We start from the raw sequence: 13055 nt of genomic DNA, 5'->3' as shown, positions 1-13055 counted from the left end.
GGTGACCGACGAGTACGACGTCATCGTCGTCGGCAGCGGCCCGGTCGGTGAGAACGTCGCCGACGCGTACGCCGAACACGCCCGGATGGTGGTCGACGAGCGCCGCAAGGTCCTGCTCGGCCTCACCCTCGCCCCCCCAACGCCAACTTTGAGCACCGCTCAGTCATCTTTCGGCGCGAAAAGTGACTGAGCGGTGCTCAAAGACCGCGTTGGGGGCTGATGGGGTGGGAGTTCCGGAACCGTGGAGGGGGTGTGGAATGCGCATGCTGCCGGTAGCGTCTCGGATGCAAGCGCTTTCCCCGCCCCAGCTCCAGGAGGATTCGTGAGGCGTTCCATCTCCGCGGCGGTCGTTGTCGCGCTGGCGGCCGGCAGTGTGCTGGCTGCGGCCGGCCTGCCGGCCACCGCGAGCCGGCCCGATCGCGGCGCCGCCGTCACCGGCACCTCCTCCAGCGGGCCCGACCACGCCTGGCAGCCGCTGCCGACCACGTTCGTGACCCGCGACGAGCGCGGTGCCACCGACGCGACCGTCGTCGTCGACCCGAGCACGTTGCGCCAGAAGTACACCGGCGTCGGCTTCTCGCTCGACGAGACCAGCGTCTCGAACCTGTGGAAACTCACCCCGGCCGAGCGCGACCGCGCGGTCCGGCTGCTCGTCGACCCGAGGAACGGCGCCGGCTTCGACCGGTTCCGGCTCACCATCGGCAGCCCCGACCTGATCGAGCACCTGCCGTTCTGGTCCTACAACGAGCTCCCGGCCGGCGTCAGCGAGGACTTCGGGCTCAAGCACTTCTCGATCAAGCGCGACGTCGACGCGCACATCATCGACACCGTCAAGCTGATCCAGCGCTACAACCCGAAGGCGACCTTCTTCGCCTCCGCGTGGAGCGCACCGGCCTGGATGAAGACCAACAACCGGTTCACCGGCGAGGTCGCGCTCAAGCCCGGCAGCACCACGTCGTACTACCAGGTCGGCAAGCTGCGCGACGACTGCATCGACGTGTTCGCGCGGTACTACGTGAAGTATTTGCAGGCGTACGCCAAGTACGGCGTGAAGGTCGACGCGCTCACCCTGCTCAACGAGCCGGGCATCGACGTGGTCTACCCGGCGATGGACATCAGCGTCGAGCAGCAGCAGAAGCTCGCGGTCGCGATCAAGCGCGAGGTCCGCCGGGCCGGGCTGCGCACCGAGCTGTACGTGCACGACTTCAACTTCTACGACTGGCGCGACCCGAACAGCACCGAGACCAAGAACTACTACCGGATCTTCAACGACCCGAAGACCAAGGCCGCGAGCGACGCGATCGCGTTCCACCCGTACTGGGGCGACCCGACGGTGATGCGCGACGCCTACGAGCAGACCGGCAAGCCGGTGCACATGACCGAGACCAGCGACCTGAACCCCGCGACGATCCTGAGCTACTTCCGGCTGGACGCGTCGTCGTACGTGATGTGGGCGCAGACCACCGACCAGGACGGCGGCACGCTGCACTGGACGCCGGCCCGCGACAACGACATCGACTGGGAGGAGGTCGGCCGGACCACCAAGTGGCCGAACCGGCTGGTCAAGGTCGACACCACCGCACGCACCTTCACGGTCCGCAACGAGCTCTACGCGATGGGCCAGTTCGCGAAGTACCTCGGGCCGGAGCACACCCGGGTCGAGTCCAGCGCGACCTCGAACGGCGTCAGCAACGTCGTGTTCAAGGACCGCGGCGACGACTTCGTCGCGATCCTCGGCAACTCCAACACGGTCCCGACGACCGTCCGGGTCGTGCTCGCCGGGAAGTCGTTCACGACCACCGTCCCGGCGAACTCGTTCGCGACGTACCGGTGGGACGGCGACGTGCCGAACGGGCACCACAACCGCGCGCCGGTGCTGAAGGACGTGCCCGAGGTCGTCGCCGACCAGTACGCGACCACGACCGTGCAGCTGTCCGCGACCGACCGGGACCGCGACCGGCTCGCCTTCTACGCCAAGGACCTGCCGGCCGGCGTCAGCCTCGACGCGCGCACCGGGCTGGTGACGCTGCGGCCGACCGCGGCCGGGAAGCAGGACGTGAAGATCCGGGTCACCGACGGAGCGGCGTACGACGAACTGACGCTGCACGTCACCGTCAACCCGAAGGGCACCCCGGTCGGCGAGCGGGTCGAGGCCGAGGCGTACGTCGCGCAGCACGGCTGGACCGACGGCGGCGCGAACTTCGTCGAGACCAACCCGTCGGCCAGCGGCGGCAAGAACGTCGGCTGGACGGCGGCCGGGAACTGGCTGCAGTACCGGCTCGACGTCGAGGAGGCCCGCACGTACACGGTCGAGGTCCGGGCCGCGAACGGGACCGGTGCGGTCGCGACCGACGCGATCTCGCTGCGGGACGCCTCCGGGGCGGTGCTGGCCAAGGTGTCGGTCCGGGACACCGGCGGCTGGGCGACGTACCAGACCGTGACCGCCGAGATCACGCTCCCGGCGGGTGAGCAGGATCTCACCGTGTTCTGCGAGAGCGGCGGATTCAACCTGGACTACCTGCGACTCGCGCCGTGACCGAGTGAACTCGGCGTTGGTGGGGCACTCTGCTGGGGTGCCCTCCAACGACGAGTTCGACCGAGACACCGACTACATCTCCACCCGGATCACCGCGGACGGCCGCGACGGCTTCCCGGTCGAACCGGGACGCTACCGGCTGGTGGTCGCGCGGGCCTGCCCGTGGGCGAACCGCGCGATCATCGTCCGCCGGCTGCTCGGCCTCGAGGACGTGCTGTCGATCGGCTTCTGCGGCCCGACCCACGACGAGCGGAGCTGGACGTTCGACCTCGACCCGGGTGGGGTCGACCCGGTGCTGAAGATCCCGCGGCTGCAGGACGCGTACTTCAAGCGCGATCCGGAGTACCCGAAGGGGATCACGGTGCCGGCGATCGTGGACGAGCCGACGGGTGCGGTGGTGACCAACGACTTCGCTCAGATGACGCTGGATCTGTCGACGGAGTGGACGACGTACCAGCGCGAGGGCGCACCCGACCTGTATCCCGAGGCTTTGCGCGGCGAGATCGACGAGGTTGCCCAGCGCATCTACACCGACGTGAACAACGGGGTGTACCAGTGTGGGTTCGCCGGGTCGCAGAAGGCGTACGAGACGGCGTACGACAAGCTGTTCGCGGCGCTCGACTGGATCTCCGATCGGCTGCTCGACCAGCGGTACCTGGTCGGGGACTCGATCACCGAGGCCGATGTGCGGCTGTTCACGACGCTGGTGCGCTTCGATCCGGTGTACCACGGGCATTTCAAGTGCAACCGGAACAAGCTGAGCGAGCTGCCGGTGCTGTGGGCCTACGCGCGGGACCTGTTCCAGACGCCGGGGTTCGGGGACACCGTCGACTTCCAGCAGATCAAGGATCACTACTACCTGGTGCACACGTCGATCAACCCGAACCAGATCGTGCCCAAGGGGCCGGAGCTGGCGAACTGGCTGATGCCGCACGGGCGGGAAGCGCTGGGTGGCAATCCGTTCGGAGAGGGCACAGCACCCGGACCGGTACGGGACGGGGAACGCGTCCCGGAGATCTGAGCGGCGGCTCGGCCCGCGGATCGGCGGCGGGCCGGCCCCTTCTGATCAGGTGCCGGGCTTCTGCAGCAAGTAGTCCTCGGCGCGCATCGACGCGGCGGGTTTCACGTCCTCCGGGAGCAGCTCGCGCAGGTCGCGCTCGGTCAGCGTGTCCGGGTCGCGGCGCGCGAGCCGGGTCGCCTGGTTCGAGATCGCTTCCTCGAGCAGGTTCCGGATGAACCGCCCGTTGCCGAAGTTGTGCCCCCGCGGCGCGGGCGGGATCACCTTGCGGACCCGGACCAGCACCTCGTGCGTGTAGACCATCCCCTGCTGCCGCGCCTGCAGCTCGAAGATCGCCACCAGCTGGTCGGTGTCGTACTCGCTGAACGACAGCAGCTTCGGGAACCGCGACTGCAGACCGGTGTTCGACTCCATGAACCGCTGCATCTCGCGGTGGTAGCCGGCCACGATCACCACGCACTTGTCGCGGTGGTCCTCCATCATCTTCAGGATCGTGGCGACCGCCTCCAGCCCGAAGTCGCCCGGCTGGCCCTCGGGGACCAGCGTGTAGGCCTCGTCGACGAACAGTACGCCGCCGAGCGCCTCGCGGAACTTCGCGGCGGTCATCGGAGCCGTCGTACCGACGGTCGGGCCGACCAGATCGGAGCGGTCGACCTCGACGACGTGACCGCTCTCCAGGACGCCGAGCTCCTTGTAGATGCGCGCGAGCAGGCGGGCGATCGTGGTCTTCGCCGTACCGGGCTTGCCGACGAACACCATGTGCCGGGCGCGCTCCTGCGCCGGAAGGCCGAACTCCTGGCGGCGCAGGTTGGTCTTGATCTCGGCCACCATCCGGCGGACCGAGTCCTTGACCGACTCCAGCCCGACCAGGGCGTCGAGCTCGGCGAGCGCGCCGGTCTCCTCGGTCACCGGAACCTCACGGACGACCAGTTCCTCCGGCGCCGGCTCGACCTCGGGCCTGACCTCGACCTCGGGCTCGATCTCGACCTCAGGTTCAGGCTTCGCTGTCCAGGTCACCTTCACCGGCTCCTCGGTCGCCACCGGCCGCTGGAAGAACGCCCCCAGGTCCGGCACCTCCGGATCCGGCCACGCCCCACGCTCCGGTACGCCGGTCAGCTGCACCGACACCCGCGTCGCCGCGGCCGCCCAGGACCGCGCCAGCCCCTCGTGCCCCTCGCCCACCGCCCGCGCCAGCCACGCCGTGTTCCGCGCGAGCCAGCCGTGCGGGTCGAAGCCCTTCTCCAGGTCCGCGATCGCGTACTCGACGTCCCACCCCGCGACGCCGAGGATCTGCCCGACCGCCGCCGGCTGCCCGCGCAACCCGACCGCCCGGATCATCCGCGCCAGCAGCTGCGCGAACTCCCGGCTCTCGTCGTCCGCGACCACCGCCGTCAGCTTCCCGTGCACGTCCCGCAGCGAGTCCAGCGAGTACCGCAACGCGGCCGCCGGCCCACCCAGCTCGGGCAGCACCGCCCGCTCGGCGTCGGTCAGCAGCCCGCTCCGCCAGTACTCCGCGATGGTGTCGTAGTCCGCCGCGACATGCATCCGGGTCGCGTCACGATCCGCGAGCACGCGCTCGAACGCCGCCGTCAGCGCCTGCGCCCGAGCCGCCAGCGGCGGCGCCTCCACGAACAGCTCCACGACGTCCCGCGACGCCCGCAAGGCCTGCATCCGCGCATCCTCGGGAAACCCGCGAGCCCCGGAGACCATCTGCAACGGCCAGTCCGCCTGCGCAACCCGTACGACGTACCCGTCGCCCCCAACCCGCGCCCCCGGCCGGTGGAACTCCCGCGTCAGCACCGCACCGAGGTCGGCGTACTCACCGCGCAGAACCGGCACCCACCCCGCCAGCAGCGGCGCCACCTCGTGCACGAACCAGACCGCCGCCGGAGTCCCCTCGACGAACTCCGCGAACACCCCGGGCCGCAGCGCACCGGCGTCGTCCCCCCACTCCCGGAGCCGCCCGCGCACCCCCTCGACCCAGCCGTCCGGCACCTCCCAGACCTCGTCAACGCCGAGAACGTCGAGCACACGCGGTCTCCGAGAGGTATCAGGCACGAGCAAACCTTAGTCGCCCACCGGCTCCGAGCCGTCCATGCGCTGCTCCCCGGCCACCGGCAGCAGGCCCCGCTCGGCGAACACCTTCTTCGCGGTGAAGATCGCGTTCAGCGCCCGCGGGAAGCCGCAGTACCCGGCAGCGTGGGTCAGCGCCTCGACGATCTCCGTCGGTGTCAGCCCCACGTTCAGCGCCGTACCGACGTGCACCTCCAGCTGCGGCTCGCAGCCACCCAGCGCGGTCAGAATCCCGAGCGTCACCAGCTGCCGCTGCTTGGGGTCGAGGCCGGGGCGGGAGTAGATGTCACCGAAACCGAAGGCGACGATGTGGTGGGCCATCGCGGGGGCGACGTCGCCGAGGGCGGCCATCACTCCCGGGGCGGCGCCGCCGTCCACCGCGTCGAGAACCGCGGCGCCGCGCTCGTACCGGGTCCGTTCCTCGGGGCTGTCGATGGCGGGTGGGGTGGGGAAGTCAGCGGTCATACCCCGCACGGTAGGCGGCTAGCGGGGCAGCTTCGGGTGGCGGTTGACGTCTTTGTAGATCAGGTAGCGGAAGCGGGTTGGGCCGCCGGCGTAGCAGGCCTGGGGGCAGAAGGCGCGGAGCCAGAGGAAGTCGCCCTCCTGGACCTCGACCCAGTCCTTGTTGAGCAGGTAGACGGCCTTGCCCTCGAGCACGTAGATGCCGTGCTCCATCACGTGGGTCTCCGGGAACGGGATCACGCCGCCGGGCTCGAAGGTGACGATGTTCACGTGCATGTCGTGCCGGACGTCGCTCGGGTCGACGAAGCGCTGGGTCTTCCAGCGGCCCTCGGTGCCGGGCATCTCGATGCCCTCGACCTCGGTCTCGTTGGTGACCAGCACCGGCGGTACGTCGAGACCGTCGACCCGCTCGTACGCCTTGCGGAGCAGGTGGAAGCGGGCGACCTGGTCGCTGGTGTTGCGCAGCGTCCAGTCGGTGCCCGGCGGCAGGAACGCGTAGCCGCCGGGAGCCAGGTCGTGCTTCTCCCCCTCGACGGTCAGTACGACGTTGCCCTCGACAACGAACACGACGGCCTCGGCCCCGGGATCGGTCTCCGGCCGGTCGCTGCCGCCGCCCGGCGAGACCTCCACGATGTACTGCGAGAACGTCTCCGCGAACCCGGACAGCGGCCGGGCCAGCACCCACAGCCGGGTCCCTTCCCAGAACGGGAGCAGGCTGGTGACGATGTCGCGCATCGTGCCGCGCGGCAGGACGGCGTACGCCTCGGTGAAGACCGCACGGTCGGTGGTCAGCTCGGTCTGGGCGGGGTGTCCGCCGGACGGCGAGTAGTAGCTCATCGTGGGTCTCCTAGGGTCAGCAACCGGCCGCGCGGGCCGGCGTCGAGGTCGATCGGTGCGCCGCGCAACCACGTCGCGCGGACGACGCCGGCGAGCGGGCGTCCGGCGTACGGGGTGACGGCGTTCTTGTGCTGCAGAGTGGTGGCGTCCACCACGAAGGCGTCGTCGGGGGCGAACACGCTGAAGTCGGCGTCGTACCCGGGCTCGATCCGGCCCTTCTGGGTCAGCCCGACCTGCGCGGCAGGCGCCGCGCACATCCAGCGCGCGACGTCGGTCAGCGTGAACCCGCGGGCGCGGGCCTGCGTCCAGACCGCCGGCAGCGCGACCTGGAGCGACGCGATCCCACCCCAGGCGGTCCCGAAGTCACCGGTGTCCAGGTGCTTGAGGTCGACCGTCGAGGGCGAGTGGTCCGAAACGACCAGATCCAGTACGCCGTCGCGCAGCCCCTGCCAGAGCAGCTCGCGGTTCGCCGCCTCACGGATCGGCGGGCAGCACTTGTACGCCGTACCGCCGGCCGGGATCTCCTCGGCGCAGAAGGTCAGGTAGTGCGGACAGGTCTCCGCCGTGATCCATACGCCGTCCCGCTTGGCGTCGGCGAGCAGCGGAAGAACCTCGGCGCTGGACACGTGCAAGATGTGCACGCGACAGCCGGTCCTGCGCGCGAGCTCGATGACGCCCGCGACCGCGGCGTTCTCGGCCGCGCGCGGACGCGAGTGCAGGAACCCGTCGTACCCGCGCCCGCTCGGCGCGGACTCGATCAGGTGCGCGTCCTCGGCGTGCACGATCAGCAGCCCGTCGAAGGTCGCGATCTCGCGCATCGCGGCCTCGAGCTGCGCCGGGTCGAGCGGCGGGAACTCGTCGACCCCGGAGTGCAGCAGGAAGCACTTGAACCCGAACACCCCGGCGTCGTGCAGCGGGCGCAGCTCGGCGACGTTGCCGGGGATCGCGCCGCCCCAGAACCCGACGTCGACGGACGCCTGCCGCTCGGCGGTCTTCCGCTTCAGCTCCAGCGCGGCGACGTCGCAGGTGGGCGGGATGCTGTTCAGCGGCATGTCGACGATCGTGGTCACGCCGCCCGCGGCCGCCGCGCGGGTGGCGCTGGTGAAGCCTTCCCACTCGGTCCGCCCGGGGTCGTTCACGTGCACGTGCGTGTCGACCACGCCCGGCATCAGCACCTCGTCGTCGGCCAGCTCGACCGTCCGCGCGGCGTCCAGCGCGGTCCCGTACGGCGCGACGAGCTTGATCCGCCCGCCCTCGATGCCGACGGCAAGCGCCTGCTCCCCCGCGGCCGTGACCACCCGGCTGCCCTGCACGACAAGCCCCAGCGAGGTCATCCGACGCCCCTCTCAGTCGCTCTCATCGTAGGCCGATCCGCTCCCCGAGCCCGCGCAACAGCGGCACGGGGTCGGCGATGCACCGGCTCACGTCGGGCTGCAGATCGGTCAACGCGTACGCCGCCTCGATCCCCGCCGCCCGCAGGCGGCGGTCGTCCAGCCGGTTGGTCCCACAGACTGCCACCACGGGAACGCCGGCCGCCTGCGCCGCCGAGGCGACACCGGAGACGGCCTTCCCGTGCAGTGTCTGGTCGTCGAGAGCGCCTTCGCCGGTCACCACCAGATCCACCCCGGCGAGGCGCTCGGTGAAACCGACCAGCTCCAGCACCAGCTCGATCCCAGGCACAAGCCGAGCGCCGAGGACAGCCAGAGCCGCAAACCCCACACCCCCAGCGGCCCCCGAACCGGGGATCTGGTGGAAGGGAAGGCGTGCCGATCCAGAGCCGAGCTCCGGGTGGGGCTCGGGCGCCGGGCTGCGCCCGGGATCCGCGCCGAAGGGCGCGAGAGCGCTCGCGCCGGGCGCGGTTGCCTGGGCGATCAGGTCCGCCCAGTGCGTGAGCGCCTTGTCGAGCTGCTCGATCTGCTGCGGGCTCGCGCCCTTCTGCGGGCCGTACGTCGCGGCCGCGCCCTTCGGCCCGGTCAGCGGGTTGTCGACGTCGCAGGCGACGATCACCTCGACGTCCTTCAGGTGGGCGAGGGCCTCCAAATCCACGGAGACCACGTCAGCGAGTGCCGCTCCGCCGTCGGCGACCTCGGTGCCGGAGGCGTCGAGCAGTCGCGCGCCCAGTGCGCGCAGCATCCCCGCTCCCCCGTCGGTGCTCGCGCTCCCGCCGATCCCCAGGATCACGCGGGTCGCGCCGGCCTCGACGGCAGCGGCGATCAGCTCGCCGGTGCCGCGAGTGCCGGCGGTCATCGGAGCGAGCACTCCACCCGGCAGCCGGATCAGCCCGGAGGCGTCGGCCAGCTCGACCACCGCCGTGTCACCCCGCCGGGCGTATCCGGTGGGCACCGGCTGCCCGGTGGGCCCGGTCGCCCTGACAGCCACGAACGAGAACCCCGCGGCGACGGCGGCAGCGAGTGTCCCGTCGCCACCGTCGGCCACGACGACCCGGTCGACCACAGCATCCGGCCGCACCCGTCGTACCCCGTCGCTCACCGCCGCGGCGACCTCCGCGCTGGTCAGCGTGCCCTTGAACTTGTCCGAGGCGACCAGGACCCGCATCAGCCCACCGGCACGATCGCCGTCGGTGCGTCCTCGGGCCGCTCGGCGAGCGCCTCGAACTCGACCACGCCGTCGATCTCGGTGCCCATCGCAACGTTCGTGACGCGCTCCAGGATCACCTCGACGACGACCGGCACCCGGTGCTCGACCATCAGCTTCTTGGCCTGTTCCAGCGCCGGCAGGATGTCGTCCGGCGCGGACACCCGCAGCGCCTTGCAGCCGAGCCCTTCCGCGACCTTCACGTGGTCCACGCCGTAGCCGCCGACCTCGGGGCTGTTGATGTTGTCGAAGGACAGCTGCACGCAGTAGTCCATCTCCAGCCCGCGCTGCGCCTGCCGGATCAGCCCGAGGTAGGAGTTGTTCACGACCACGTGGATGTACGGGATCTGGAACTGCGCCCCGACCGCCAGCTCCTCGATCAGGAACTGGAAGTCGTAGTCGCCCGACAGCGCGACCACGGTCGCCTCCGGATCGGCCACCGCAACGCCGAGCGTCGCCGGAACGGTCCACCCGAGCGGTCCGGCCTGCCCAGCGTTGATCCAGTGCCGCGGCCGGTACACGTGCAGCATCTGCGCCGCCTGGATCTGCGACAGCCCGATCGTCGACACGTACCGCGTCTCCGGCCCGAACGCCCGGTTCATCTCCTCGTACACGCGCTGCGGCTTGATCGGCACCTCGTCGAAGTGCGTCTTGCGCTGCAACGCCGTACGGCGGTCCCGGCACTCCGCGACCCACGCCGAGCGATCAGCGAGCCGGCCGTCAGCGGCCCACTCCCGAGCGACCTCGACGAAGACCTCCAGAGCGGCCCGCGCGTCGGACACGATCGAGTAGTCCGGCGCGAGCACGCGGCCGATCTGCGTCGGCTCGATGTCCACGTGCACGAACTTCCGGCCCTCGGTGTACGTCGACAGCGACCCGGTGTGCCGGTTCGCCCACCGGTTCCCGATGCCCAGCACGAAGTCCGAGGCGAGCATCGTCGCGTTCCCGTACCGGTGCGACGTCTGCAGCCCGACCATCCCGGCGGCCAGCGCGTGGTCGTCCGGGATCGACCCCCATCCCATCAGCGTCGGCACGACCGGCACGCCGACCAGCTCGGCGAACTCGACCAGCAGCGCCGAGGCGTCGGCGTTGATCACGCCACCGCCCGACACGATCAGCGGCCGCTCGGACGCGTTCAGCATCGCCAGCGCCTTCTCGGCCTGGGCGCGCGAAGCGGCCGGGCGGGTCACCGGCAGCGGCTCGTAGGTGTCGATGTCGAAGTCGATCTCGGCCAGCTGCACGTCGACCGGCAGGTCGATCAGCACGGGCCCCGGCCGGCCTTCGCGCATCAGCCAGAACGCCTTCTGGAACGTCCCCGGCACCTGCGCGGCCTCCATCACCGTGACCGCCCACTTCGCGACCGGCTTGGCGATCGCGGCGATGTCGACGGCCTGGAAGTCCTCCTTGTGCAGCTTGGCCACCGGCGCCTGGCCGGTGATGCACAGGATCGGGATCGAGTCGGCGGACGCGGAGTACAGGCCGGTGATCATGTCGGTGCCGGCCGGGCCCGACGTACCGATGCAGACGCCGATGTTGCCCGCGGTGGCGCGGGTGTACCCCTCGGCCATGTGCGAGGCGGCCTCGACGTGCCGGGCCAGCACGTGCTTGATGCCGCCGTGGTTGCGGATCGCGCTGTAGAACGGGTTGATCGCGGCGCCGGGCAGCCCGAAGGCTTGGGTGGATCCTTCCTTTTCCAGGATCAGGACCGCGGCGTCGACCGCACGCATCCTGGCCATCAGCTCGTCGCCTTCCCGCTCAGCCGCTCGACGCCGCGCAGCAGCGCGGAGTGGTCGAGCCCGCCGTCACCGTTGGCCCGCGCCGACGCGACCAGCTGCGCGACCAGCGCACCGAGCGGTACGACGACGCCCGCCTCGCGCGCGGCCGCGGTCACGATGCCCATGTCCTTGTGGTGCAGGTCGATCCGGAAACCCGGCTCGAAGGAGCGGGACAGCATGTTCTCCTTCTTCTGGTTCAGCACCGCCGAACCGGCCAGCCCGCCGCCGAGCACCTCCAGCGCGGCCTTGGTGTCGACGCCGTACGCCTCCAGGAAGACGACCGCCTCGGAGACCGCCTGGATGTTGGCGGCGACGATCAGCTGGTTGGCGGCCTTCACGGTCTGCCCGGCGCCGTTGCCGCCGACGTGCACGACGGTCTTGCCGACCCCGTCGAACAGCGGCTTGGCGGTCTGGAAGTCCTCGGCCTCGCCGCCGACCATGATCGACAGCGCCGCGTTCACCGCGCCGGCCTGGCCGCCGGAAACCGGGGCGTCGAGCAACCGGAACCCGTTCGCGCGGGCCTGTGCGGCCAGCTCGATGGTGACGTCGGGCCGGATGCTGGAGAAGTCGATGACCAGGGCACCGGTCTGCGCGTGCTGGAAGACCCCGTCCGGTCCGGCCAGCACCAGCTCGACGTCCGGCGAGTCCGGCACCATCACGCAGACCACGTCCGCGTCCTTGACCGCGTCCGCGATCGACTCGGCGGCGCGACCGCCGGCCTCGACCAGCGGCTTGGCGGCGGCCATGTCCAGGTTGAAACCGGCCACCTGGTGCCCGGCGTTCGCGAGGTGCACGGCCATCGGGCTGCCCATGATCCCGAGGCCGATGAAGGCGATGTTCGTCATCAGATTCTCCAGTCGAAGCTAGTCAGGGTGGTGTCGGTGGGCTTGTACTCGAGCCCGACCAGGCCGGTGTAGCCACCGGCTTCGAGGGCGCCGAGCTGCGCCTGGAGCGGAAGGGTTCCGGTGCCGGGCTGGTTGCGGCCGGGTGCGTCGGCGATCTGCACGTGCGCGATCCGGTCGATGTGCCGGGCAATCACCTGGTCCACGTCGTCGCCGTTGACCGCGAGGTGGTAGAGATCCGCCAGCAGCCCGAGGTTCGGTACGTCGTACGCCGCCTGGACCTTGTCGATCACGGCCAGCGCGTCGGCGGCGGTCAGCAGCGGGTAGCGCGCGGCGCCGCTGACCGGCTCGACCAGGACGACGGCTCCGATCCGCCCGGCGGCCTGGGCCGCGAGGCCGAGGTTCTCGACGGCGAGCTCGTCCTGCTCGGCGGGCTGGGCGTCGTCGACGCGGTTGCCGTACAGCGCGTTGAACGCGCCGCAGCCGAGCCGCTCGCCGATGCCGACCGTGACGTCGATGTTGTCCCGGAACTCCCCGGACCGCTTCGGCCAGGAGACCAGGCCGCGGTCGCCGCCGGGCATGTCACCGGCGAAGAAGTTGAGCCCGGTCAGCTGGACCCCGGCGTCCTCGACGGCCCGGACGAACGCGTCGATCTCGGCGTCGGCCGGCACCGCCTCGGCGAACGGCCACCAGAACTCGACGGCGTCGAACCCGGCGGTCCGCGCGGCGGCCGGCCGGTCGAGCAGCGGGAGCTCGGTGAACAGGATCGAGCAGTTCACCGTGTAGCGCAGCATCATCAGCCCTCGTCTTCCGCATTGTGGAATATTGTTTCTGTTCTGCGAAAGGACGATAAGTTGCCCGCACCGGCAGCGTCAAGCGCCCCGGGCGCTGTAGGTTTCTTCAAAAGGGGCGGGAGG

11 protein-coding genes are annotated in these 13055 nt (G+C 70.7%); 3 read left to right on the top strand and 8 right to left on the bottom strand.

Annotated elements, in window-relative coordinates:
* The first annotated feature begins 1 nt into the window (after window position 1).
* The 3 genes from AB0M01_RS25700 (at window position 2) to AB0M01_RS25690 (ending at window position 3557) form a co-directional block, all read left to right on the top strand.
* A complete protein-coding gene (locus AB0M01_RS25700; RefSeq protein WP_363673720.1) occupies window positions 2-190 on the top strand; it encodes a hypothetical protein in 189 nt (62 codons plus the stop codon).
* A 132-nt stretch (window positions 191-322) separates the two neighbouring features.
* A complete protein-coding gene (locus tag AB0M01_RS25695; protein ID WP_363673718.1) occupies window positions 323-2536 on the top strand; it encodes a carbohydrate-binding protein in 2214 nt (737 codons plus the stop codon).
* Between the two features lie 37 nt (window positions 2537-2573).
* Window positions 2574-3557: a glutathione S-transferase C-terminal domain-containing protein gene (locus AB0M01_RS25690; protein ID WP_363673716.1), complete on the top strand. Its 984-nt coding sequence runs from the start codon at window positions 2574-2576 to the stop codon at window positions 3555-3557.
* 45 nt (window positions 3558-3602) lie between these two features.
* On the opposite strand, the gene AB0M01_RS25685 is transcribed toward AB0M01_RS25690, so the two are convergent.
* Genes AB0M01_RS25685 through AB0M01_RS25650 form a run of 8 tightly spaced genes read right to left on the bottom strand, consistent with a single transcriptional unit; the run spans window position 3603 to window position 12935 of the window.
* Window positions 3603-5585: an AAA family ATPase gene (locus AB0M01_RS25685; RefSeq protein WP_363673714.1), complete on the bottom strand. Its 1983-nt coding sequence runs from the start codon at window positions 5583-5585 to the stop codon at window positions 3603-3605.
* A 36-nt stretch (window positions 5586-5621) separates the two neighbouring features.
* Complete coding sequence (locus tag AB0M01_RS25680; protein WP_363673712.1) at window positions 5622-6092, bottom strand: carboxymuconolactone decarboxylase family protein; 471 nt, start codon at window positions 6090-6092, stop codon at window positions 5622-5624.
* A gap of 18 nt (window positions 6093-6110) precedes the next feature.
* Window positions 6111-6926, bottom strand: coding sequence for a bifunctional allantoicase/(S)-ureidoglycine aminohydrolase (locus tag AB0M01_RS25675; RefSeq protein ID WP_363673710.1), 816 nt, complete (start codon window positions 6924-6926; stop codon window positions 6111-6113).
* Window positions 6923-8260, bottom strand: coding sequence for an allantoinase AllB (gene allB / locus AB0M01_RS25670; RefSeq protein WP_363673708.1), 1338 nt, complete (start codon window positions 8258-8260; stop codon window positions 6923-6925). The genes AB0M01_RS25675 and allB overlap by 4 nt, the downstream gene beginning before the upstream one ends.
* Window positions 8261-8282: 22 nt before the next feature.
* On the bottom strand, window positions 8283-9482 hold the full coding sequence (locus tag AB0M01_RS25665) for a glycerate kinase (protein ID WP_363673706.1): 1200 nt from the start codon (window positions 9480-9482) through the stop codon (window positions 8283-8285).
* Window positions 9482-11257, bottom strand: a complete 1776-nt coding sequence (gene gcl / locus AB0M01_RS25660) for a glyoxylate carboligase (protein WP_363673704.1) — start codon at window positions 11255-11257, stop codon at window positions 9482-9484. The genes AB0M01_RS25665 and gcl overlap by 1 nt, the downstream gene beginning before the upstream one ends.
* Entirely contained in the window at window positions 11257-12141 is an 885-nt protein-coding gene (locus AB0M01_RS25655) for a 2-hydroxy-3-oxopropionate reductase (RefSeq protein WP_363673701.1), read from the bottom strand. The genes gcl and AB0M01_RS25655 overlap by 1 nt, the downstream gene beginning before the upstream one ends.
* Complete coding sequence (locus AB0M01_RS25650) at window positions 12141-12935, bottom strand: TIM barrel protein (protein ID WP_363673699.1); 795 nt, start codon at window positions 12933-12935, stop codon at window positions 12141-12143. Before AB0M01_RS25650 ends, AB0M01_RS25655 begins: the two co-directional genes overlap by 1 nt.
* Window positions 12936-13055: the final 120 nt, after the last annotated feature.

This window comes from Kribbella sp. NPDC051770, from assembly GCF_040681455.1.
Classification (GTDB): Bacteria; Actinomycetota; Actinomycetes; order Propionibacteriales; family Kribbellaceae; genus Kribbella.
Note: the sequence above shows the minus strand (reverse complement) of the source record. Positions and strands in the feature narration are given on the sequence as shown.